General features: G+C 60.2%; 19 protein-coding genes. 15 read left to right on the top strand and 4 right to left on the bottom strand.

The window, feature by feature from the left end; all coding sequences use genetic code 11:
• Window positions 1–182: 182 nt before the first annotated feature.
• The 4 genes from LN244_RS00970 (at window position 183) to LN244_RS00955 (ending at window position 7,259) form a co-directional block, all read left to right on the top strand.
• On the top strand, window positions 183–3,731 hold the full coding sequence (locus LN244_RS00970; RefSeq protein WP_338037888.1) for an indolepyruvate ferredoxin oxidoreductase family protein: 3,549 nt from the start codon (window positions 183–185) through the stop codon (window positions 3,729–3,731).
• Window positions 3,732–3,811: 80 nt separating this feature from the next.
• Window positions 3,812–4,903, top strand: coding sequence for a Leu/Phe/Val dehydrogenase (locus LN244_RS00965; protein WP_239040996.1), 1,092 nt, complete (start codon window positions 3,812–3,814; stop codon window positions 4,901–4,903).
• Between the two features lie 105 nt (window positions 4,904–5,008).
• Window positions 5,009–6,415 (top strand): sodium-dependent transporter, encoded by a 1,407-nt coding sequence (locus LN244_RS00960; RefSeq protein WP_239040995.1) that lies wholly within the window; start codon window positions 5,009–5,011, stop codon window positions 6,413–6,415.
• A 94-nt stretch (window positions 6,416–6,509) separates the two neighbouring features.
• Window positions 6,510–7,259: an SIR2 family NAD-dependent protein deacylase gene (locus LN244_RS00955; protein WP_239040994.1), complete on the top strand. Its 750-nt coding sequence runs from the start codon at window positions 6,510–6,512 to the stop codon at window positions 7,257–7,259.
• 30 nt (window positions 7,260–7,289) lie between these two features.
• On the opposite strand, the gene LN244_RS00950 is transcribed toward LN244_RS00955, so the two are convergent.
• Together LN244_RS00950 and LN244_RS00945 are read right to left on the bottom strand one after the other, a co-directional pair.
• A complete protein-coding gene (locus LN244_RS00950) occupies window positions 7,290–7,652 on the bottom strand; it encodes a gamma-glutamylcyclotransferase family protein (RefSeq protein WP_239040993.1) in 363 nt (120 codons plus the stop codon).
• 10 nt (window positions 7,653–7,662) lie between these two features.
• On the bottom strand, window positions 7,663–8,466 hold the full coding sequence (locus tag LN244_RS00945; protein WP_239040992.1) for a DODA-type extradiol aromatic ring-opening family dioxygenase: 804 nt from the start codon (window positions 8,464–8,466) through the stop codon (window positions 7,663–7,665).
• 256 nt (window positions 8,467–8,722) lie between these two features.
• On the opposite strand from LN244_RS00945, the gene LN244_RS00940 reads away from it, so the two are divergent.
• Window positions 8,723–9,235, top strand: coding sequence for a lipocalin family protein (locus LN244_RS00940; RefSeq protein WP_275424701.1), 513 nt, complete (start codon window positions 8,723–8,725; stop codon window positions 9,233–9,235).
• Between the two features lie 40 nt (window positions 9,236–9,275).
• Here LN244_RS00940 and metE read toward each other — a convergent pair whose 3' ends face one another.
• Window positions 9,276–11,576, bottom strand: coding sequence for a 5-methyltetrahydropteroyltriglutamate--homocysteine S-methyltransferase (gene metE / locus LN244_RS00935; protein WP_239040991.1), 2,301 nt, complete (start codon window positions 11,574–11,576; stop codon window positions 9,276–9,278).
• A gap of 102 nt (window positions 11,577–11,678) precedes the next feature.
• Between metE and LN244_RS00930 the strand changes: the two genes are divergently transcribed.
• The 8 genes from LN244_RS00930 to ahpF all read left to right on the top strand — a co-directional run bounded on the left by LN244_RS00930 (window position 11,679) and on the right by ahpF (window position 19,961).
• A complete protein-coding gene (locus tag LN244_RS00930; RefSeq protein WP_239040990.1) occupies window positions 11,679–12,572 on the top strand; it encodes a LysR family transcriptional regulator in 894 nt (297 codons plus the stop codon).
• 15 nt (window positions 12,573–12,587) lie between these two features.
• The gene (locus LN244_RS00925; protein WP_239040989.1) at window positions 12,588–13,427 is read left to right on the top strand and encodes an NAD-dependent protein deacetylase; all 840 of its coding nucleotides are present in this window, start codon (window positions 12,588–12,590) and stop codon (window positions 13,425–13,427) included.
• An 81-nt stretch (window positions 13,428–13,508) separates the two neighbouring features.
• Window positions 13,509–14,312 carry a glycerophosphodiester phosphodiesterase family protein gene (locus tag LN244_RS00920; RefSeq protein ID WP_239040988.1) on the top strand — a complete coding sequence of 268 codons (804 nt, stop codon included), beginning with the start codon at window positions 13,509–13,511 and terminating at the stop codon, window positions 14,310–14,312.
• 225 nt (window positions 14,313–14,537) lie between these two features.
• Entirely contained in the window at window positions 14,538–15,563 is a 1,026-nt protein-coding gene (gene ilvA, locus LN244_RS00915; RefSeq protein ID WP_239040987.1) for a threonine ammonia-lyase IlvA, read from the top strand.
• A gap of 784 nt (window positions 15,564–16,347) precedes the next feature.
• On the top strand, window positions 16,348–16,566 hold the full coding sequence (locus LN244_RS00910; protein WP_239040986.1) for a hypothetical protein: 219 nt from the start codon (window positions 16,348–16,350) through the stop codon (window positions 16,564–16,566).
• Between the two features lie 31 nt (window positions 16,567–16,597).
• Entirely contained in the window at window positions 16,598–17,374 is a 777-nt protein-coding gene (locus tag LN244_RS00905) for an HNH endonuclease (RefSeq protein ID WP_239040985.1), read from the top strand.
• A gap of 182 nt (window positions 17,375–17,556) precedes the next feature.
• Window positions 17,557–18,114 carry an alkyl hydroperoxide reductase subunit C gene (gene ahpC, locus LN244_RS00900; RefSeq protein WP_425542800.1) on the top strand — a complete coding sequence of 186 codons (558 nt, stop codon included), beginning with the start codon at window positions 17,557–17,559 and terminating at the stop codon, window positions 18,112–18,114.
• A gap of 308 nt (window positions 18,115–18,422) precedes the next feature.
• A complete protein-coding gene (gene ahpF, locus LN244_RS00895; protein WP_239040983.1) occupies window positions 18,423–19,961 on the top strand; it encodes an alkyl hydroperoxide reductase subunit F in 1,539 nt (512 codons plus the stop codon).
• 60 nt (window positions 19,962–20,021) lie between these two features.
• Here ahpF and LN244_RS00890 read toward each other — a convergent pair whose 3' ends face one another.
• A complete protein-coding gene (locus LN244_RS00890) occupies window positions 20,022–20,906 on the bottom strand; it encodes a LysR family transcriptional regulator (protein ID WP_239040982.1) in 885 nt (294 codons plus the stop codon).
• Between the two features lie 315 nt (window positions 20,907–21,221).
• Here LN244_RS00890 and LN244_RS00885 point away from each other — a divergent pair, with 315 nt between their 5' ends.
• Window positions 21,222–21,575: a RidA family protein gene (locus tag LN244_RS00885; protein ID WP_239040981.1), complete on the top strand. Its 354-nt coding sequence runs from the start codon at window positions 21,222–21,224 to the stop codon at window positions 21,573–21,575.
• A 141-nt stretch (window positions 21,576–21,716) separates the two neighbouring features.
• Entirely contained in the window at window positions 21,717–22,832 is a 1,116-nt protein-coding gene (locus LN244_RS00880; protein ID WP_239040980.1) for an S-(hydroxymethyl)glutathione dehydrogenase/class III alcohol dehydrogenase, read from the top strand.
• The last annotated feature ends 4 nt before the right edge of the window (window positions 22,833–22,836 follow it).

Raw genomic sequence — 22,836 nt, 5'->3', positions numbered from 1 at the left:
TCAGCGCCGTGATCCGGACAGGCAGCAGAGGATTTCACCATGACAATGCTCCAGGCCTCCCCGGCCAAACTGCGCCTCGGGCGCACTCCATCCGTATCGACTCCCGATTCATCTTTTTCCCCTGGGTTCACTGGCGCACTGACGCCTGAGCATCGGATCGGCTGCATCTGATCCGTTCCTGAATCCGTTCCGACTTATTTCGGTTCTCTGTCCGGCTCGGGCATGACATTGCCTGCGCCCGGCTCATCGAGGAAAAAGGTGACCCTATGCGTGATGTCAGTCTCAACGACGTTTGGGAACGCGAATCCGGCCCGGTTTACATGACCGGCAGCCAGGCACTGGCGCGACTTCCCCTGCTGCAAGCCAAACTGGATCAGCTCCATGGTCTGAATACTGCGGGCTTCATTTCCGGTTACCGCGGCTCGCCGCTCGGCGGCTTCGATAAGGTCCTGTGGCAAGCCAAGGACTACCTCAAACAGCACCGCATTCATTTCCTGCCCGGCGTGAACGAAGACCTGGGTGCCACGGCCGTCTGGGGCTCCCAGCAGGTGAACATGTTCGAAGGCGCCGAGTATGACGGTGTCTTTGCCCTCTGGTACGGCAAGGGCCCCGGTGTCGACCGCACCGGCGATGTATTCAAGCACGCCAACGCCGCCGGGAGCTCTCGCTTTGGCGGTGTACTGGCCGTCGCCGGCGACGACCATGCCTGCAAGTCCTCCACCCTGCCGCACCAGAGTGATTACGCCTTCATGGACGCGTCCATGCCCGTACTCAACCCCAGCGGCGTGCAGGAGATTCTCGACCTGGGCCTCTACGGCTGGGCCATGTCTCGCTTCAGTGGCTGCTGGATCGGCTTCAAGGCGTTGGCCGAAGTGATGGATTCCTCCATCACCGCCAACCTGGATCTGAGCCGCATCGACATCAAGATTCCCGAGCATTTCGAGCGGCCCTCCGATGGCCTCAATGCTCGCTGGCCGGACAAGCCACTGCAGCAGGAGGAGCGCCTGCACCGCTACAAGCTCGCTGCCGCCAAGGCATTCTGCCGCGCCAACCGTCTCGACAAGATCGTTCTGAACACCAGCCAGCCCCGCCTCGGCATCGTCACCACCGGCAAGTCCTATCTGGACGTGATTCAGGCGCTGGCCGACCTGGGACTGGGCGAGGCCGAGCGCGAAGCGATCGGTCTCTGCGTCTACAAGGTCGCCATGCCCTGGCCGCTGGAGCCGGAGGGGATGTTCGAATTCGCCGCCGGACTGGAAGAGATTCTGGTGGTGGAAGAAAAACGCGGCCTGATCGAAGAACAGCTCAAGACCCAGCTTTACGGCTGGCAGGACCAGTCACGCCCGACCATCATCGGCAAATGCGATGAAAAGGGTGCTGAGCTGCTGCCGTCCGTTTCCGAACTGACCCCGGCCATGGTGGCCCGTGCCATCGCCAGCCGCATCCGCGACCGCTACTGCAGCGACAAGCTGCGCCAGCGACTCGACTTCCTCACCGAGAAGGAGTCCAGTCTGGCGCAACCGAAGGAGCGCCTGGAGCGCACACCGCACTTCTGTTCCGGCTGTCCGCACAACACTTCCACTCAGGTACCGGAAGGCAGCCGCGCCCTCGGCGGCATCGGCTGTCACTACATGGCCACCTGGATGGAACGCGGTACCGACACCTTCACCCAGATGGGCGGAGAAGGCGTGACCTGGCTGGGTCAGGCACCCTTTACCCAGCAAAAGCATGTGTTCCAGAACCTCGGGGACGGCACCTACTTCCACTCCGGCCTGCTGGCGATCCGCGCAGCCATCGCTTCCGGTGCCAATATCACCTACAAGATTCTCTACAACGACGCCGTGGCCATGACCGGTGGCCAGCCCGTCGACGGCAGTCTCAGCGTGCAGCAGATCACCCACCAGCTCTACGGCGAGGGTGTGCGCCGCATTGCCGTGGTCAGCGACGATATCGACAAGTACCCGTCCCGGGCCGACTTTGCCGACCGCACCACCTTCCACCATCGTGACGACCTGGATGCGGTACAGCGCGAGATGCGCGAGATCGAAGGCTGCTCGGTGCTGATCTACGACCAGACCTGCGCCGCCGAGAAACGCCGTCGCCGCAAGCGCGGCAGCATGGTGGACCCGGACCAGCGCGTAATGATCCACGCCGATGTCTGCGAAGGCTGCGGCGACTGCGGCATCCAGTCCAACTGCCTGTCGATCCTGCCCAAGGAAACCGAACAGGGGCGCAAGCGCAGCATCGACCAGTCTGCCTGCAACAAGGACTTCAGCTGCGTACGCGGTTTCTGTCCCAGCTTCGTCACCGTTAAGGGCGGCACGCTCAAAAAGCCTGCGGGTGTCAGTCAGGCGGTACATTTCGATGCCCTGCCGGACCCGACCTTCGTGGGCGAGCATGATCCCTACAGCATCCTGCTGACCGGCGTCGGCGGCACCGGGGTGATCACCGTCAGCGCCCTGCTCGGCATGGCGGCTCATCTGGAGGGCAAGGGCGTAGCCGTGCTGGATCAGGCCGGTCTGGCGCAGAAATTCGGTGCCGTGGTCAGTCATATCCGGATCGGCAACCGTCAGGATGACATTCACGCCGTACGTATCCCCGCCGGCGAAGCCGATCTGATGCTGGCGTTCGATCTCATGGTCGCGGCCGGTGACGAGGCGTTGGCCAAGCTGGATAACCGTTTCTCGCGCAGCGTGGTCAACACCGAAGCGGCCATGCCGGCCGCCTTTACCCGCAACCCGGACCTCGCCTATCCGGGCGAGTCGATGGAAGCCTGCATCCGCGAAGCCTGCAAGACCGATGGCAGCTGGTTCTTCGATGCCGGTGCGCTGGCCAAGGCACTGATGGGTGACGGCATGGCCGTGAACCTGTTTACCGTTGGCTTCGCCTACCAGCAGGGGCTGTTGCCACTGAAGGCCGAGTCGATTGAGCGTGCCATCGAACTGAACAACGTGGCGGTGGACAAGAACAAGCTGGCCTTCCTCTGGGGCCGTCGCGCCGCCCATGATCTGGAAGCAGTCAAGGCACTGGCCTTCCCCGCGCCCAAGGGCAGCCCGTTGCAGATTCAGGAGTCGCTGGCACAGCTGATCGAGCGCAACAAGCATCACCTGACCGAGTACCAGAACGCCCGCCTGGCCCGACGCTACACGGCACTGGTCAGCAAGGTACAGCAGGTGGCGCAGGAAAAGCTGGGGGGCGATGCCATTCTGGTCCGTGCCGTGGCCGAGAACTACGCCCGAGTGCTGGCCTACAAGGATGAGTACGAGGTCGCGCGCCTGTTCAGCAACGGCAGTTTGCGCCGCCAGCTGGACGATGAATTCGAAGGCGACTACGAGCTGGAATTCAACCTGGCCCCGCCGCTGCTAAGCCGTGGCAAGGATGGCGCCCGCCCGCGCAAGATCAAGTTCGGTCCCTGGATGGAGCAGGGCTTCAAGCTGCTGGCCGGATTCAAATTCCTGCGCGGAACACCGCTCGACCCGTTTGGCTACACGGCCGACCGTCGTCTGGAGCGCCGCCTGATTCGCGAATACGAGGCCGATGTCCACTGGCTGCTGCAGCACCTGGAACGCGACCAGCTCGAGGCGGCACGCATGCTGGCCTCTCTGCCGAGCCGAGTTCGTGGCTACGGCCCGGTCAAGGAAAAGGCCTGTGAAGCAGCGCGACAGACACGTGAACAGCTGCGCAGTGCCCTTGGCGCCGAGGCATCGGATATGAGCGGCGCGGCCGCCTGATCACGGCACAACAAGAACCCGATTCAAGCCCGGGATATGCCAGCGCGCGCATCCCGGCAACCGAACAAGAAGGCAACAACATGAACGTATTTTCTCATCCTGAATTCGATAACCACGAACAGGTTTGCTTCTTCACCGATCCCAGGACCGGCCTCAAGGCGATCGTCGCCGTGCACAACAGCTCGCGTGGCCCGGCACTGGGCGGCTGCCGCATGTTTCCCTACGCCAGCGACGAGGAAGTCCTGCGCGATGTATTGCGCCTGTCCAAGGGCATGACCTACAAGTCAGCGCTGGCCAACCTGGATCTGGGAGGCGGCAAGTCGGTGATCATCGGCGACCCCCGCCAGCACAAGACCGAAGAACTGATGGAAGCCATGGGCCGTTGTCTGGAGCAGCTGGGCGGTCGCTATATCGCGGCGGAAGATTCCGGCACCAGCGTGGCGGATCTGAAGGTGATGGGCCGCTGTACGACTCAGGTGGCGGGGGTGTCCGCCCATATCGGCTTCGACGGCAAGCCCAGCGATGGCGATCCATCCCCGGCAACCGCCTACGGCACCTTCGTCGGCCTCAAGGCCGCGGTAGAGCATAAACTGGGGCGCAGCGACCTGACCGGGCTGAAGGTTGCCGTACAGGGTATCGGTAACGTGGGCTACCGTTTGGCGCGCCATCTTCACGAAGCCGGCGCCCAGCTCTGGGTCTATGACATCCATCAGGACCAGATGGACCGTGCCGTGAAGGAGTTCGGCGCCACCCCGGTCAGCGCCGACGAGATCCTGCGCCTGCCGGTGGACGTGGTTGCACCCTGTGCCCTCGGCGCGGTGCTCAACGACGCCAGCATCCCCCAGCTGCAGGCCAAGGTGGTCGCCGGTGCCGCCAACAACCAGTTGGAACGCCCCGACCATGACGCCCTGCTGATGCAGCACGGCATTCTCTACGCTCCCGACTTCGTCATCAACGCCGGCGGCATCATCGATGTCTTCCACGGTCGCACCGGCTATGAGCCCGACAAGGTGCGTGCCCATGTCGAAACCATCGGTGACACCCTGAACGAAATCTTCTCCCGCTCCGACCGCGATGGCCGCCCCACCGGCATCATCGCCAACGCGTTGGCGGAGGAACGCTTTGATCATATCCCGACACCGGGGGAGGCAAACCTGGCGAAAGCCGGCTGACCGACCCGGGTCAAAACCTGACCACTTGAGCCGATTCCGGTCTGCCCGACAGGCCGGTTCGGCTCCTGTCCCCCGAAAACAAGAAAACTCAAGCAGGAGACAGCTATGTCCTACTCTTCTTCCGCCACCGCAACCGGCGCTCAGGAAGGCGCCCTGACCAAACGCGGCTTCTGGTCCTCACGGCTGGCCTTCATTCTGGCCGCCACCGGATCCGCCGTCGGTCTGGGTAATATCTGGAAGTTCCCCTACATCACCGGCGAAAACGGTGGCGGGGCCTTCGTGCTGGTGTATCTGATCTGCATTGCGGCAGTCGGCATCCCGATCATGATGGCGGAAGTGCTGATCGGCCGCCGTGGCGGCCATAGCCCGGTCAACAGTTTGCGGCTGATCACCGAGCGGGACAGGCTCAATCCGCTGTGGAAATGGGTCGGCGTCATCGGCGTCTTGGCCGGCTTCCTGATTCTTTCGTTCTACTCGGTGATCGGCGGCTGGGCACTGTCCTACGTCGGCACCTCGGCCTCCGGCCAGTTCAGCGGCCAGACCGCCGACACGGTGGGTGCGATCTTCTCCGGCCTGCTCAGCGATCCAATGACCCTGCTCACCTGGCATACCCTGTTCATGGCACTGGTGATGGTCGTTGTCGCCCGCGGTGTGCGCTCCGGCCTTGAGCGTGCCACCAGCATCCTCATGCCGAGTCTTTTCGTGCTGCTGCTGATCATGGTGGGCTACGCCATGACCACCGGTCATTTCGGTGAAGCCGTCAGTTTCCTGTTCCAGCCGGACTTTTCCAAGCTGACCACCTCCGGTGTACTGGTGGCACTGGGTCACGCCTTTTTCACCCTCAGTCTGGGGATGGCCGTCATGATGGCCTACGGTTCCTACCTGCCGAAAAACGTTTCCATCACCAAGGCGTCGATCACTGTATCCGTCATGGATACCGGGGTCGCCCTGCTGGCCGGTCTGGCCATCTTCCCGATTGTATTTGCCAACGGCATGGAGCCGGGCGCCGGTCCGGGCCTGATCTTCCAGACCCTGCCACTGGCCTTTGGCCAGATGCCGATGGGCAGTCTGTTCGGCACCCTGTTCTTCGTCCTGCTGGTGTTCGCGGCCTGGACCTCCGGCATCTCGCTGCTGGAGCCGCTGGTGGAATGGCTGGAAGAGCAGAAAGGAATGAACCGCACCATCAGCACCCTGATCGCCGGTTTCGCCTGCTGGGTGCTGGGCATCGCCTCCATCCTGTCGCTGAACCTCTGGTCTGACGTCACCCCGCTGGGCATGTTCGCCCTGTTCGAGGGCAAGACCATCTTCGATCTGCTGGATTACCTGACCGCCAACATCCTGCTGCCGCTGGGCGGCCTGCTGGTGGCCGTTCTGGTGGGCTGGTTCATGTCGAAGCAGGCGCTGCAGAACGAGCTGTCCCTGTCCGAAGGCAGCTTCCGCCTGTGGTACTCCACGCTGAAGTTCATCACCCCGATCGCGGTACTGGTAGTGTTCTTCTACAACCTGGCCTGATCAGGTCTAAGCCGGCGACCAGGGGTCGCCGGTGCCCCCATCCTTACGTCGGGCTGGTACACTGAACGCAGCAACAACTGCGAGATCCAGACCCATGACCAACCTCACGAACCGACGCCTGATCATCTTCACCGGAGCCGGCACCTCGGCCGAGTCCGGTGTTCCCACCTTCCGCACCGGGCCCAACGGCCTCTGGCACAACCACCGCATCGAGGATGTCTGCCATATCGACACCTTCGAACAGAACTATGAGCTGGTGCATCAGTTCTACAACGACCGCCGCACTTCGTTGCAGGGCGTGGAGCCCAATGCGGCGCACCGTGCGATCGCCGAACTGCAGCAGCGCCACGGCGACCGGGTGACACTGATGACCACCAACGTGGATGACCTGCATGAACGCGCCGGCAGCCCCGAGGTCGTCCATATCCATGGCAACCTGCTGGAGCTGGTCAATCTGGCCGAAGGCCGCGTCGAGTCGATCGGCTACGAAGCCTTTGACTACGCCGCACACCCGCCTCGCTTCAAGCCCAACGTGGTGTTCTTCGGTGAAGTGGCGCCGGTCTATCGCGACCTGTTCAACCTGATGAATTCGTTGACCCGCCACGATCTGGTACTGGTGATCGGCAGCAGCGAGTCGGTGGTGCAGTTTTGCCTGGAAGCCTATAGCGGCAGTAACGGCGCGGCGACCATTCTGTATGTGGACCCGACCGAGACCTGTCCCTATGACCGCCTGCTGGGCCCGGGGCTCAAGCCTTATACCGAGCATTTCCGCATGGGTGCGGTGGAAGCGATGCATGCGCATTCCCCGGTCAGGAAATGGATTGATCGCTGGCTGGATAGCTGAAGTCGGTTCTCCAGAGCAGGATTCCGGCGGCTAGCCGCGACTGACCCAGTTGCCCGAAGCCAGCCGCTGCCGGGGCTGTACGCTCTCGTTGTACAGGTAGAGCCAGGCAAGCCCGAAGGGTGTGTCCACCTCGATGCGATCATAGAGACCGGTTGCCGGTGCTTCGGCGCAGTAGTCTTCCAGCTCATCCAGCGCGGCAAAGGTTGGAGCGTCAACCGCGTAAACCTCGACCTGGATCTGACCCGGCTCCCGTTTTACCGCCGGCCAGGGCCCCAGATCATAGAGCGCAAAGCCTTCCAGCTGTGCGGCTCCCAAGTACTGCGCACTGGCCAGGTAGTGATGGTTGCTTTGTCCCCGCTTCAAGGTGCCATAGACGGCAACCCGTGTGTGCATCTTCTGCCCCTCAACCGAACTGATAGCCCGACAGTGTAGTCTCCAGCACACGATCGGAGAATACATGACGCCCGCGATCCTCACCGGCAGCGCCAGCCACCACCATCAGCGGGATCAAGTGCTCTTCGGCACGCGGTGGATGACAGAGTCTGGCCATCGGAGCCCGCTCCCAGTGGCTCAATGCCTGCCAGCACTGTGCCGGATCAGATTCGACCGTCTGCTTGAGCCAGTCATCAAACTGATCCGAGACGGGACCGAAGCGCGCGTCGCGATAGCCCTGCATGTTATGAAAGCTCATGCCGCTGCCGACGATCAGCACGCCCTGCTCACGCAGGGACGCCAGCGCCCGACCGGCCTGCAGGTGAGTTTCGGGGTCCATATCGTAGCGCAGCGACAGCTGTACCACCGGAATATCGGCCTCGGGGAACATCAGCTTCAGCGGAATAAACATGCCATGATCGAAACCGCGCTCGTCATCGCCTGCGGCGGTCAACCCCGCATTGCGCAACAGTTCCACCACCTGCTGCGCCAGTGCCGGTGCTCCCGGAGCCGGATAGCTCAGCTCATAGGTATGGGCCGGGAAGCCGTAATAGTCGTAGATCAGCGCGGGGCGAGGCCCACTGGTGACGCGAAATTCCTTTTCCAGCCAATGCGCGGACACCATCAGGATCGCCTTCGGCCGCTCGGGCAGCTGATCACCAATGCCTCGCAGATACGCGGCCATCTTGTCCCAGGCATCGGCGGGGTGCCACTCCATGAAAAAACAGGGGCCGGCGCCATGGGGCACGAATACGGTCGGTTGGGTGGCAGACATGCAAGATACTCCATGGAAAAAGGTTCAGCCGCTGGCAGAGAGTGATTCACACGGCTGGCGGCCTGTGTCTCATATTCCTTCAGCCGCCGGTCACCATCAACCCTGCCTGGCTGATGGGTTTGATCGAAATACTGGTGATAAACCTGCCGCAGGCGCTCGCCGGGCGAGCGCGTCACCCTGCTCCATTCGGGCATGACTGCGTACAAGGGCTAAAGTTAAACCACACGCGACCACATCAACTGATCAAGGAGATCCCATGCGCCCCTTTTTTCTCGGCCTGATGTTACTGACCCTGACGGCCTGTACCAGTCTTCCTGACAGGGTCGAACCGGTAAAGAACTTTGAGCTGAGTCGCTATCTGGGAACCTGGTACGAGATCGCCCGTCTTGATCATTCCTTCGAGCGCGGCCTCAGTCAGGTACAGGCCCAATACAGCCTGCGCGACGATGGCGGGGTGAGCGTCATCAACCGGGGCTATGATGCGGCCAAGGGTGAGTGGCGGGAAGCCGAGGGCAAGGCGTACTTCGTCGAGGACAGCAACACCGGCTACCTGAAAGTCTCCTTCTTCGGTCCCTTCTACGGTGCCTATGTGATCATGGCACTGGACCACGAGGCGTATCAGTATTCGCTGGTCAGCGGTCCGGACCGGGATTATCTGTGGATCCTTTCACGCACCCCCGAGATGGCAGCGGATACTCTGGACAGGCTGATCACCCAAGCCCGTGAGGCCGGCTACCCGGTGGATGAACTGATCGTAGTGGAACATTGATCAACCGGAATGCCCGCCTGTACGGCGGGCACTCTCAGGATCAGGCGGCAGCCGCCTGGTCCTCACGCAACACCTGAGCCGCGGTCACCATATTCTGCAGCGCCGGAATCACTTCGCTCCACTGGCGGGTTTTCAAGCCACAATCCGGATTGACCCAGAGACGCTCAGCCGGGATACGCTGCGCCGCCAGACGCATCAGTTTCACCATCTGTTCCACCGACGGGATATTGGGGCTGTGGATATCGTAGACGCCCGGGCCGATCTCGTTGGGATAGTGGAAGGCATCGAACACATCCAGCAACTCCATGTCGGAACGAGAGGTTTCGATGGTGATCACGTCTGCATCCATGAGCGCGATCGCCTCGATGATGTCGTTAAACTCCGAGTAGCACATGTGGGTGTGGATCTGGGTAGTGTCGGCCACGCCGTTGGCGCTGATACGGAAGCACTCCACCGCCCAGTTAAGATATGTGGCCCACTGGGAGCGGCGCAGCGGCAACCCTTCACGCAGTGCGGCTTCGTCGATCTGGATGATGTCGATACCGGCACGCTCCAGATCCTGCACTTCTTGGCGGATCGCCAGCGCCAGCTGCTGGCAGCTGACCGAACGCGGCTGGTCATCGCGCACGAACGACCAGTTGAGAATGGTGACCGGACCGGTGAGCATCCCTTTCATCGGCTTGTCGGTCAGCGACTGGGCATACTGAATCCAGTCAACGGTCATGGCCTCAGGGCGGCTGATATCCCCGAACAGAATCGGCGGTTTCACACAGCGCGAGCCGTAGGACTGTACCCAGCCGAACTGGCTGAAGACATAGCCCTCGAGCTGTTCGCCAAAGTATTCCACCATGTCGTTGCGCTCGGCCTCACCGTGGACCAGCACATCCAGCCCCAGCGCCTCCTGCTGCTGTACGGCAAACTCGATCTCCTGCTTCATGCGGGTTTCATAGGCAGCCGCATCCAGCTCCCCCTTCCTGAACGCCAGGCGCGCCTTTCGGATCTCATGGGTCTGCGGGAAGGAGCCGATGGTGGTGGTCGGATAGAGCGGCAGCTTTAGCGTGTCGCGCTGCACGGCAATGCGCTCCGGGTAGGCGCTCTGACGCGCTCCCAGCGTCGCATCGATGGCCGCAACGGCCTTCTGCACTTCCGGGTTGTGCACCCGGGGGGAAGTACGTCGACTGTTCAGCGCTGCCAGATTTTCCGCCAGCTCCGCCGCGACGGATGCCCGGCCGTGATTCAGAGCACTGTGGACAACCCGCAGCTCATCCAGCTTCTGCTGTGCAAACGCCAGCCAGGATCGGATCTCGGCATCCAGTTTCTGCTCGCTGTCCAGATCCACCGGTACATGCAGCAACGAGCAGGAAGGCGCAAGCCAGAGACGCTCCCTCAGCTGATGGGCAACCGGCTCCAGCCAGTCCAGCAGCGCACTGAGGTCGGTTTTCCAGATGTTGCGGCCATTCACCACGCCCAGCGACAGAACCTGCTCAGAGTCGAGTGTCGCAACGACCCTTTCCACCTCTTCACGGGCGTTGACCGCATCCAGATGCAGACCCGCTACCGGCAGGCTGCAGGCCAATTCCAGGTTTTCACGCAACTGACCAAAATAGGTGGTCAGCAGCAGTTTCACGCCACTGCCGACCAGCGCGGCATAGGCAGTCCTGAAAGCGTCCTGCCACTCCGGCGCCAGCTCGGTGACCAGTACCGGCTCATCGATCTGCACCCATTCGATGCCGTTTGCGGCAAGCTGCTGCAACAGCTCGGCGTAGACCGGCAGCAACTGCGCCAGCAGGCTCAGCGGCCGGGTTTCGTCTTTCGCCTTGCCCAACAGCAGGTAGGTGATCGGGCCGACCAGAACCGGCTTGGCACGATGTCCCTGCGCCTGAGCCTCCGAGATCTGCCCCAGCAGGCGTTCGGCATTCAGGTTGAAGCGAGTGTTCACGCTGAATTCCGGCACAATGTAGTGATAGTTGGTATCGAACCACTTGGTCATTTCACCGGCGTGGACGCAGTTGCAGTCGTGGTCACCAGCGGAGCGGCCACGGGCAACACGGAAATACTGATCCAGCTCGCTGCCATCCAATCCCTGGACACGGGCCGGCAGGTTGCCCAGGGTAAAACTCAAGTCCAGGATCTGGTCGTAAAGCGAAAAGTCGCCCACCGGCACGAAATCCAGACCGGCCTGACGCTGCCAGTTCTGCTGACGCAGATCGGCCGCCTTGGCCAGCAACTCGGTTTCGGTTGTATCCCCCTTCCAGAAGGCTTCAACGGCAAATTTCAGTTCACGACGGGCACCGATACGCGGAAAGCCCAGATTGTGCAGACGGGTTTGGTTAAGGCTCATGTCTCTCTCCCTGATTCAATTCGGAGGAGATGCTAGCCCTTATGAATGATGAAAAATAATGGCATTATCTCATCAAACCATTAACTTGATTCATGGATCGAGATGCTTGAACGCCACCACCTGATGATTCTGCGTGCCGTCGACCAGCAAGGTTCGCTGACCGCCGCCGCCGATACCCTTTGCCTGACCCAATCGGCCCTGAGCCACTCGGTGCGCAAGCTGGAGCAGCAGCTGGGCACGCCGGTGTGGCAGAAGGAAGGCCGCCGTCTGCGCCTGACCCAGGCCGGTGAATACCTGCTGCAACTGGCGGAGCGGCTGCTGCCCCAGTTCGAGCATGCCGAAGCCCTGATGCAGCAGTTCGCCGCCGGTCTGAGAGGCACCCTGCGCATCGGCATGGAGTGCCACCCCTGCTATCAATGGCTGCTGAAGGTGGTCAGTCCCTACCTGAAACAGTGGCCGGATGTGGATGTGGACGTGCGGCAAAAATTCCAGTTCGGCGGCATGGGGGCGCTTTACGGCCATGAAATCGATCTGCTGGTGACACCGGACCCGCTCTACCGCAGCGGCCTTGTTTTCGAACCGGTATTCGATTACGAACAGGTATTGGTGGTCGGTCCCGAACACCCGCTCTTCGGGCAGGAACAGGTGACGCCGGAACAGCTGGGGCAGGACACCCTGATCACCTACCCGGTGGAGCCTGACCGGCTGGATATCTTCAGCCGCTTCCTCACACCGGCCGGCTGCAGCCCCCGCCGCCACAAACAGATCGAGACCACCGACATCATGCTGCAGATGGTCGCCGCCGGACGCGGCGTGGCTGCCCTGCCCCGCTGGCTGGTGGCAGACTATCAACAGCGGCTGCCGCTGCACCCGTTGCGGCTGGGCGCTGAGGGTGTGGATAAACAGATCTTCCTTGGCCTGCGTAAGGAGGATGTGGATACTGACTACCTGAACGCTTTTGTCGAACTGGCCCGTAGCCACAACCACCTGACCTGAACGGACCCGACACCCATGCTGCCGACTGAACCTCATCACGCGCTGAGCGAGTTTATCCACAATCACCCCCGCCTGCTGATACTCACCGGCGCTGGTATCAGTACCGATTCCGGCATTCCCGACTACCGCGATCGCAACGGCGAGTGGAAGCGCAAGCAGCCGGTACAACACCCCGATTTCATGCGTTGCGAGCACACCCGCAAGCGCTACTGGGGCCGTAGTCTGGTGGGCTGGCCGGTGATGCGTGATGCCCGCCCCAATCAGGCGCACGCGGCACTGGCACAGCTGGAGCAGCACGGTCATATCGAACTGCTGGTGACCCAGAACGTGGACGGCCTGCATCAGCGTGCCGGCAGTGCACGGGTGATCGACCTGCATGGCCGCTCCGACCGGGTGATCTGCATGAGCTGTGACTTCCACTGCAGCCGCGATGACGTTCACCAGCGCAGTGCCGAACTCAATCCGGCCTTTACTCGTTTCCGTGCCGAAACCGCGCCGGACGGCGATGCCGATCTTGAGGTGGATTTCAGCGGCTTCCATATCCCGGACTGCCCCCAGTGTGGCGGCATCCTCAAGCCGGACGTGGTCTTTTTCGGCGATAACGTGCCCAAGCAGCGGGTGATCGATGCCCTGGGTGCACTGGAGAGTGCCGACGGTCTGCTGGTGATCGGCTCCTCGCTGATGGTCTACTCGGGCTTCCGCTTTTGCCGGCGCGCCAGCGAATGGAACAAGCCGATCGCGGCGCTGACGCTGGGCAAAACCCGGGCCGATGAACTGCTCAGCCTCAAACTGGATGCGCCCATCGCGCCGGTATTGCAGGCCACACTCAAGACGCTCACCTCAACGCCGGGGTAGTACTCGACAGATCGCCGGTTTTTAACCATATTCAGTCCAGACCTCTGCCGCTTCCGGCCTCTCGGTTAACGGAGTACCTGAATGAACTCTGTGGACACCCCTTTCGAGCTTCCCGCCAGCATCATGGGCCATCGCGGCATCCCCAGTCTGGCACCCGAAAACACGCTGGGCGGCTTTCGCAAGGCCTCCGAGATCGGCACCACCTGGGTCGAACTGGATGTCACCCTGCTGGCCGACAACACTCCGGTGGTCTGCCACGATCCCGCCCTGTTGCTTGAAGGCGGCCAGAAACTGTTGCTGGCACACTCGACGCTGGACCAGCTGGCCCATATCAACATGGCCGACGACCACCCCGACTGGCCCCACGAACCCCTGCCACAGCTGTATGACGTGCTGCTGTTGCTGAGAGAGCTGGGCATGGGGGTCAACCTGGAACTCAAGGATTATGGCGCGGCACCGGACATCATCGCCGCACAGGTCGAAGCCGCACTGAGGACCACCGGATTTCCCAGTGGACGAGTCCTGATCTCCAGTTTCAGCGAAGCGATTCTCCAGGCCTGTCAGCTCAGCATGCCCCGCATCCGTCGAGGCCTGTTATTCGATGATCTGCCGCTCGACTGGCAGGAGAAAGCCCGAACACTGGAGCTGTTCAGCCTGCATGTGGACTGGCGCTACCTGAACCAGGCACGCACCCTGGCGATCAAGGAAGCCGGGCTGAAGCTTTACTGCTGGACCGCCAACTCACCCGCCGATATCGCCTCGCTCTGGCACTGGGGGCTGGACGGCGTGATGACCGATCATCCTCAGCTGTTCATGGACATCCCCCTTCCCCTGAACCCGGATAATCTCCCCAAGGCCTGCACCTCGGATGAAAACGGGGGTTGACTCCCGAAGCCGGCTCCCTGATAGTAGCTGAATACTTTTTAAACAGTTTGAGCACGTCAACGCGCATGTACCGAGTGAACTCCAGCAACATCATGATGATTATTCGCACTGGCAACCGCCTGGTGGGATAGTCCGTACGCGCACTTACGACTGCAAAGAACCCGCCACTCGGCGGGTTTTTTAATACCCGCCGTCCGTGGCCACACCCAAAGGAAAGGTGAAACCATGACGACAGCCGCCTCAGCACTCCCCCCACACTCGACAACTGTCCTGCCGACCACGGCCGACATCATTGCTGCGGCTGCCCGTATGGAAGGGATTGTCCGCCATACCCCGCTGCAACGATCCGAGTTCCTGAGCCGATTTTTTGGCGCCAACATTCTGCTCAAGCGTGAAGACCTGCAACCGGTGCGCTCGTTCAAGATTCGCGGCGCTTACAACCGCATGGTGCAGCTGTCCAGGGCCGAACGACAGCGTGGCATCGTCTGCGCCAGTGCCGGCAACCACTCGCAGGGCGTCGCCTTTGCCTGTCAGGCACTCGGCATCAGCGGCACTCTGTTCATGCCCGCCAGCACACCGGCACTGAAGGTCAACAAGGCGCGCCAGTTCGGCGGCCAACAGGTGCGCGTGGTCTTGACCGGCTATACCTTCGATGACGCCTGTGCCGCCGCCCGCGAGTTCGAGCGCCAGCAGGGGGCCACCTTCATCCACCCCTTTGATGATTTCGATGTGATCTGCGGTCAGGGCACGCTGGGACTCGAAGTGCTGGCCGACCAGCCCGAGAGTATCGACTACCTGTTTATCCCGGTCGGCGGCGGCGGACTGGCCAGCGGTCTGGGCACGGTGTTCCGTGAGCAGTCGCCGGATACCCGTCTGATCGGCGTGGAGCCAGTCAATGCCGCCGCGCTGAAGCACTCGCTGGCGGCCGGCGACAATCAGACACTGGCACAGATCGATCCCTTTGTGGACGGCGCCTCAACACGGCGGATCGGGGAGCTGGGCTTTGAGATCTGTCGCCAGACGCTGGACCAGGTCGTCGCCGTGGACGATGCCGATACCTGCCGGGCACTGATCAACCTCTATCAGGAAGAAGCGATTGTTGCAGAGCTGTCCGGCTGCCTGAGCATCGCCGCACTTGAAGGGTTCAGGGAGGAGATCGCCGGCAAGACCGTGGTGTGCCTGCTCAGTGGCGGCAACAACGACTTCCATCGCTTTGCCGAAATCGCTGACCGGGCCTCCGCCCAGAGCTGAACCCCAACCGGGCAGAATGGGGAGCGGTGCAAGAGACAGACACGGCTCCCCCTGTTCCCTGGGCATCAGCGTGTCCGCGGCATACAGACCTGATCGCCGTAGTAGTTGTTAGTGTAGTTGCAGTGCTGACAACTTTGCTCCCGGGACGCTGTGGTCTGAACAGACGCCGGGCGTGCAGCAGATGCAGATGATTCAACGATGTAACGTGCGATGTGGGCCATGATGTTGTCCTCCTGTTTGATATGAGGCGAGATTAACCGGGAGAAACACTTTGTTGAAATTTATCTTTTAACTCGTATTGATTGATTTAAACAATCAATATGAGAGTCAAACCTGTCACCGACTGTCTTCCTGACGCCTTCGCCAACTCAGACAAGCGATGTTCACAATTTGCCCAGCAAAAAATCCATTAACAGGATATTACACAGGGTGCCACATGGTTACTCACAGGCTGTGAGACTCTGGCCAATACGCTAACCCACACTCAAGGTATTTTTGTTCAGGCAAATGGGTGATCGCTGACCAGTTTTCAAAAGCGCATAGTACAAGGGCTTAAGCGAGAGGTGCGGACCTGTTGTCCGGAGCTTATCCACAGAACTATTCAGGGGTTCTGGGGGTAAATTCAGTAAACTGCAATGCTCAAGAACGGAACAACACTGACACTGCAAGCAAAATACTCACAGGATTGAAAATATAAGCCCTTGTGCATAACTAGGCTGTGGAGATCGTGACAGACTCGTTCTACCTGGCTAAAGTCACGGAAAACAGTGGCAGGCACAGCCCTATGACCAACACTCAAAACCAAAACGCTGAACACCAGTGGCAAGTCTATTGCGATGCCGTTGCCTCGCTGGCTCAAAGGTTGTTCGGTTTGACACTGGACGACCTTGCAGACGAGCTGCAATTGCGGGAGGGTTTTCAAAGTAACGAAAGCCCCCGCATGCTCGTGGAGCGTTTAGGGGTAAAATATGACTTAGTGCGTATCGATAGCACCGACTGGTAAATCGACAAGTACAATCGAATGGAGCGCCACAATGTCAGGGAACTGGACACCGGAACAGGTCAAACTCGCATTCCACCTCTACTGCCAACTCCCCTTCGGACGCTTGCATCATAGTAATCCCGAAATTATCGCGCTGGCTGAATTGATCGGCCGCACACCTTCTGCGGTCGCAATGAAACTGACCAACCTCGCCAGCCTTGATCCAGCCATCATCGCTTCAGGCCGCAAGGGCCTGAGCGGAGCCTCAAATCTCGACCGTGCCATTTGGGATGAATTTCATGCCGACTGGGAAGGCCTGGTAATTGAGTGCACGCACATTCGCTCAAAATTGGAAGGCAGTCATGACTCAATGCCTGAGATTGAGCCACTCCCTATCAGCACGCCTGACGATTTCACCGGCGAGACGCGCACACAAACCGTACAACAGCGGATCAAGCAATCTTTCTTCCGCCGTGCCGTTCTGGCAAGCTATGGAAACCGTTGCTGCATTACTGGATTGTCAGAGCCTCGTTTGCTGATCGCCAGCCATATCGTGCCTTGGAGCCAGGATAAAGCGAACCGGCTCAATCCTAGTAATGGCCTGTGCTTGTCCGCGCTCTATGATCGGGCTTTCGATCAGGGACTAATGACGTTCGATGAAGATTGGCGGGTTGTTCTCTCAAGCCAACTACAACGTCAGCCACAATCCATATTTGAGCAATGGTTTAAAGCCATTGAAGGCCAGCCAATCCAGTTACCCGAGCGCTTCATGCCTGACGCTTCGTTGATGCGAAAACACCGAGAAACCCTTTTCTTGGATAACCACTAAACTTCAGGCCTCATTTTTTTGATCACTAACGGCGAATTGAGCAGGCAGACTAAATCCATCAATAGCCAAATCCTATTAACTCAATCGAAATGATCAATTTCTAAAATTCAAACCCGCTCGTTAACATCATTCTCGAATTTGAAATCAATGACTCGAACGTCAAGGAGATCCACGCAATGGGTATCGTCAACACCGAGATCAAACCGTTCAAAGCGACTGCATTCAAACAGGGTGAGTTCGTTGAAATCACCGAAGCAGACGTAAAAGGCAAGTGGGCTGTCTTCTTCTTCTACCCGGCCGACTTCACTTTTGTTTGCCCGACCGAGCTGGGTGACCTGGCTGACAAGTACGAAGAGCTGCAGAAGCTGGGCGTTGAAGTCTACTCCGTGTCCACCGACACGCACTTCACCCACAAGGCATGGCACGATACGTCCGACACCATCGGCAAGATCAACTACTACATGGTTGGCGACCAGACCGGCACCATCACCAACAACTTCGGTGTGATGCGTGAAGGCCAGGGCCTGGCAGACCGCGCGACTTTCCTGATCGACCCGGAAGGCATCATCCAGGCGGTTGAGATCACGGCCGAAGGTATCGGCCGTGACGCTGACGACCTGATGCGCAAGGTGAAAGCCGCTCAGTACGTCGCGTCTCACCCGGGTGAAGTGTGCCCGGCGAAGTGGAAAGAAGGCGAAGCCACTCTGGCACCGTCTCTGGATCTGGTTGGCAAGATCTAAGACCCACAGGTTCTCGCCGGTTGGCACTGACCGGCAAGACTGTTCGGCAGAGCGCACCTGAAAGCGACTGCCCATACGCCGCCCCTCGGGGCGGCGTTTTTGTTGGTGGCTGGGATACAACATCGGCCCAGTCAATCATTAAACAAAGCTATCAACCCATTGATTACGATTAATTTCTCACATGGAAATCCGCTCGCTAAGATAGTTCCATATTCGGAATGAGCACGACCGCCGCGACAGGAGATCCACAGGGCGGGCCGCCATTCGATCACTTTGACTGTAATTTTGGCACTGAGGGAATACTCGCTATGTTGGATGCAAACCTGAAACAGCAGCTGAACACTTACCTGCAGAACATCGTCAGCCCGATCGAGCTGACCCTGACCACTAATGACAGCGCCAAATCCAGGGAACTGGCGGATCTGACAAACGAGATCGCCGAGCTGTCTGACAAGATCAGCGTGAAGGACGGCAACGATCGCCGCGCCCCGAGCATGGCCGTGGGCGCCGCCGGTGAAGCGCCGCGCATCAACTTTGCCGGTATTCCCATGGGTCATGAGTTCACCTCGCTGGTACTGGCCCTGTTGCAGGCCGGCGGTCACCCGTCCAAGGCCGATGCCGAGCTGCAGGAACAGATCCGCAGCCTGAAGGGCGAGTTCCACTTCGAGACCTACATCTCGCTGTCGTGCCAGAACTGCCCGGACGTGGTTCAGGCGCTGAACCTGATGGCGGTGCTGAACCCGAATATCACCCACACCATGATCGACGGCGCCCTGTTTCAACAGGAAGTGGATGAACGCCAGATCATGGCCGTGCCCTCCGTGTACCTGAACGGTGAGCACTTCGGTCAGGGCCGCATGACGCTGGCCGAGATCGTCAACAAGCTGGATACCGGCGCCGCCGAGAAGAAAGCGGCTGAATTGAACGAGCGCGAGCCCTACGAAGTGCTGGTCGTCGGCGGTGGCCCGGCCGGTGCCTCTGCCGCCATCTACGCCGCGCGCAAGGGCATCCGCACCGGTGTAGTCGCCGAGCGTTTTGGTGGCCAGGTGATGGATACGGTGGGTATCGAGAACTTCATCTCCGTGCCCTACACCGAAGGCCCCAAGCTGGTCGCGAGCCTGGAGCAGCACGTCAAGGAGTACGAGGTTGAGGTCATCACCGAGCAGTCCGCAGCCAAACTGAAGAAAGGCGAACTGATCGAAGTGGAGCTGGCCAGCGGTGCGACACTGAAAAGCCGCAGCGTGATCCTGGCCACCGGTGCCCGCTGGCGTGAAATGAACGTACCAGGCGAGCAGGAATACCGCGGCAAGGGCGTGGCCTACTGCCCGCACTGTGACGGCCCGCTGTTCAAGGGCAAGCGCGTGGCGGTGATCGGTGGCGGCAACTCAGGCATCGAAGCGGCGATCGACCTGGCCGGACTCGTCAAAGACGTGACTGTACTGGAATTTGCCGACACCCTGCGCGCCGACGATGTACTGGTGAAGAAGGCCGAGTCCCTGCCCAACATCACCATCATCAAGCAGGCGATGACCACCGAAGTGCTGGGCGACGGCAACAAGGTGATCGGACTGAAGTACAAGGATCGCCGTACCGACGAGACACATGTACTGGACGTGGCCGGTATCTTCGTTCAGATCGGTCTGGTGCCGAACAGCGAATGGCTCAAGGACACGCTGGAACTGACCGAGCGTGGCGAGATCGTCATCGACGGCCACGGTGCGACCTCCATGCCGGGCGTATTTGCCGCCGGCGACGTGACCCACACGCCGTACAAGCAGATCATCATTTCGATGGGGTCAGGCGCGACCGCCGCGCTGGGTGCCTTCGATCACCTGATCCGCAACTGAAACTGACGTTTCCTCTCTCTTCCTTTTGCCGCCCTTCGGGGCGGCTTTTTTGTGCCATCGCTACCAGGGCAGACCACCCCTGAATCGCTCGATCAGAAAGTCGCACAGCAGCTGCAGGCGCGGGGAACGTTGACGCGCCTGAGGATACACCAGCCAAACACCGCTGTACGGATAACGGTACTGCTCCAGCATTGAGATCAGCTCACCCCGCTCCAGTGCAGGCTCGACGTAATAGTCTGGCAACTGGGCGATCCCCAGTCCCTTGGTGACCGCATCCAGCAACGCAGGCCCCGAGTTGGAACGCCAGTTGCCAGTGACCTTCAACTCACGGCGTTGTCCGTTCTCGCTGAACAGCCAGAAGGTGTTGGAGCCGAGCAGGCAGTTATGCCGACTCAGTTCGGGCAGTGTATGCGGCATCGGATGGCGCTGCAGATAGTCCGGGCTGGCACACAGATACTCGCGTCGGTCACAGAGCCGCCGCGCCAGCAACGAGGAGTCTTTCAGGGTACCCATGCGAACGGCCAGGTCATAGCCCTCGGCGATCAGATCGGTCTGGCGGTTGGTGAGGTGCAGATCCAGGCTGATCTTGGGGTACTGCAGCATGAAGTCGTTCAGTTGCGGCGCAAGGAAACGCTCACCGAAGGTGGTGGCGCAGGTGACCCTGAGCGTACCCGAGGGCTCGGACTGAAAGCTGGCCAGCTCCTCTTCGGCTGCCGAGAAACCGTGCAACAGTTCGCGGCAGTGCTGGTAGTAATGCTCGCCCGCTTCGCTGAGACGAAACTTGCGCGTGGTGCGATACATCAGTGGCGTGCTCAGATCGGCTTCGAGCCGGGAGACCAGCCGACTGATATGCGAAGGCGAAACCTTGAGCTTCTGCGCAGCGGCCGAAAAGCTGCCCTGCTCGACCACCTCAACAAAGGCTTCTATTGCATCCCAGTTTCTCATCACCTGCTCCCAACACCCGTGCACAATCCAGCTGGACTCTTGCCAAGCAACAACAATACTACAGGTTATTTGGCTGCGACCACGCCGATCAGAGCTGACCCCAGGACCAGAGAGTCCCTTTCACGGGCCGAACTCAGGCCACAGGCATGACATGCCAGAGCCCCGCACGATTGGAAGAATATTCTGATAATAAGGCCAAAAAAAGGATGATTTAACCTGACATTTGCTTTTGTGACAGTGGAAAATAAACAGCATCACCCCCTGTCGCCTGAAAGGGCTACTGTCCGATCAATCCGAGCTTACAAGGAGCCAAACATGTCCATTGAGCGCATCCATTCCACTGATCGCATGAGTCGTATCGTCAAGCATAACGGCACCGTTTATCTGTGTGGCCAGACTGCCGGGCAGGCCGAATGGGACATCGCCGAACAGACCCGCCAATGTCTGGCCAAGATTGAAGGCCTGCTAGAGGAGGCTGGCAGCAGCAAGGCGTCCATGCTGTCGGTGACCATCTATATTCGCGACATGAAAGACTTTGCCGCCATGAACGCCGTCTGGGATGGCTGGGTCGCCGACCTGCCCAAGCCGGCCCGAGCCTGCGTTGAAGCCCGCATGGCCCGCCCGGAAATTCTGGTCGAAATGTCGGTGATCGCGGCCGTGGAAGCCTGATTGCCGATCGGCCTGTGGTCGCTCCACAGGCCAGCCCCGCCTTATTATTGCTGCTCAGCAAAAATACTTTTCGATTGGTGCCATTATCACTGGCCTTGACCGGGTCTAGACTGTGTTCAAACCGAATACAGGAGACCCACGATGAAATCACGCGCTGCCGTTGCCTGGGAAGCAGGCAAACCGCTCACTATTGAAGAAGTCGACGTTCAGGGCCCCAAGGCGGGCGAGGTCCTGGTGCGCATCGTTGCGACCGGCGTCTGCCACACCGATGCCTTCACCCTGTCCGGTGCTGACCCGGAAGGGATCTTCCCGTCCATTCTCGGCCATGAGGGTGCGGGCGTAGTCGAAGAAGTCGGCCCGGGCGTGACCACGCTGAAACCGGGTGACCACGTAATCCCGCTGTACACCGCCGAGTGCGGCAAGTGCAAATTCTGTCTCTCCGGCAAGACCAACCTGTGCCAGGCGGTTCGCGCCACTCAGGGCCAGGGCCTGATGCCGGACGGTACCAGCCGCTTCTCCCTGAACGGCAAGACCCTCTACCACTACATGGGCACTTCGACCTTCTCCGAGTACACCGTGGTGCCGGAAATCTCGCTGGCGAAGATCAACATCGACGCCCCGCTGGAGAAGGTCTGTCTGCTGGGCTGCGGCATCACCACCGGTATCGGCGCGGTACTGAACACTGCCAAGGTTGAGCCAGGCTCTACCGTGGCGATCTTCGGTCTGGGCGGCATCGGTCTGTCCTGCATCCAGGGCGCGCGTATGGCCGGTGCCGAGCGCATCATCGCCATCGACATCAACGAAGACAAGTTCGAGATGGCTCGCCAGTTCGGCGCTACCGACTGCGTCAATCCGAAGGACTACTCCGACCCGATCCAGCAGGTGATCGTCGACATGACCGACGGTGGCGTGGATTACTCCTTTGAATGTATCGGCAATGTACAGGTGATGCGTCAGGCGCTGGAGTGCTGCCACAAGGGCTGGGGTGAGTCGATCATCATCGGCGTGGCCGGTGCCGGCGAAGAGATCTCCACCCGTCCATTCCAGCTGGTGACCGGTCGTGTCTGGAAAGGCTCTGCTTTCGGTGGCGTCAAGGGCCGCAGCCAGCTGCCCGGTTACGTGGACGATTATATGAACGGCAAGATCGAGATCGATCCGTTCATCACCCACACCATGGGGCTGGAAGACATCAACAAGGCGTTCGATCTGATGCACGAAGGCAAGAGCATCCGTTCGGTGATCCTTTTCGATCAGTGAGGTC

It is taken from the genome of Marinobacterium sediminicola (genome assembly GCF_022343685.1).
Classification (GTDB): Bacteria; Pseudomonadota; Gammaproteobacteria; order Pseudomonadales; family Balneatricaceae; genus Marinobacterium; species Marinobacterium sediminicola.
Note: the sequence above shows the minus strand (reverse complement) of the source record. Positions and strands in the feature narration are given on the sequence as shown.

Excerpts from the sequence above, each read along its gene's own strand:
- LN244_RS00965 (WP_239040996.1), top strand. The coding sequence starts at position 3,812 with ATGAACGTATTTTCTCATCCTGAATTCGATAACCACGAACAGGTTTGC.
- LN244_RS00960 (WP_239040995.1), top strand. The coding sequence starts at position 5,009 with ATGTCCTACTCTTCTTCCGCCACCGCAACCGGCGCTCAGGAAGGCGCC.
- LN244_RS00955 (WP_239040994.1), top strand. The coding sequence starts at position 6,510 with ATGACCAACCTCACGAACCGACGCCTGATCATCTTCACCGGAGCCGGC.
- LN244_RS00950 (WP_239040993.1), bottom strand. The coding sequence starts at position 7,652 with ATGCACACACGGGTTGCCGTCTATGGCACCTTGAAGCGGGGACAAAGC.
- LN244_RS00945 (WP_239040992.1), bottom strand. The coding sequence starts at position 8,466 with ATGTCTGCCACCCAACCGACCGTATTCGTGCCCCATGGCGCCGGCCCC.
- LN244_RS00940 (WP_275424701.1), top strand. The coding sequence starts at position 8,723 with ATGCGCCCCTTTTTTCTCGGCCTGATGTTACTGACCCTGACGGCCTGT.
- metE (WP_239040991.1), bottom strand. The coding sequence starts at position 11,576 with ATGAGCCTTAACCAAACCCGTCTGCACAATCTGGGCTTTCCGCGTATC.
- LN244_RS00930 (WP_239040990.1), top strand. The coding sequence starts at position 11,679 with ATGCTTGAACGCCACCACCTGATGATTCTGCGTGCCGTCGACCAGCAA.
- LN244_RS00925 (WP_239040989.1), top strand. The coding sequence starts at position 12,588 with ATGCTGCCGACTGAACCTCATCACGCGCTGAGCGAGTTTATCCACAAT.
- LN244_RS00920 (WP_239040988.1), top strand. The coding sequence starts at position 13,509 with ATGAACTCTGTGGACACCCCTTTCGAGCTTCCCGCCAGCATCATGGGC.
- ilvA (WP_239040987.1), top strand. The coding sequence starts at position 14,538 with ATGACGACAGCCGCCTCAGCACTCCCCCCACACTCGACAACTGTCCTG.
- LN244_RS00910 (WP_239040986.1), top strand. The coding sequence starts at position 16,348 with ATGACCAACACTCAAAACCAAAACGCTGAACACCAGTGGCAAGTCTAT.
- LN244_RS00905 (WP_239040985.1), top strand. The coding sequence starts at position 16,598 with ATGTCAGGGAACTGGACACCGGAACAGGTCAAACTCGCATTCCACCTC.
- ahpF (WP_239040983.1), top strand. The coding sequence starts at position 18,423 with ATGTTGGATGCAAACCTGAAACAGCAGCTGAACACTTACCTGCAGAAC.
- LN244_RS00890 (WP_239040982.1), bottom strand. The coding sequence starts at position 20,906 with ATGAGAAACTGGGATGCAATAGAAGCCTTTGTTGAGGTGGTCGAGCAG.
- LN244_RS00885 (WP_239040981.1), top strand. The coding sequence starts at position 21,222 with ATGTCCATTGAGCGCATCCATTCCACTGATCGCATGAGTCGTATCGTC.
- LN244_RS00880 (WP_239040980.1), top strand. The coding sequence starts at position 21,717 with ATGAAATCACGCGCTGCCGTTGCCTGGGAAGCAGGCAAACCGCTCACT.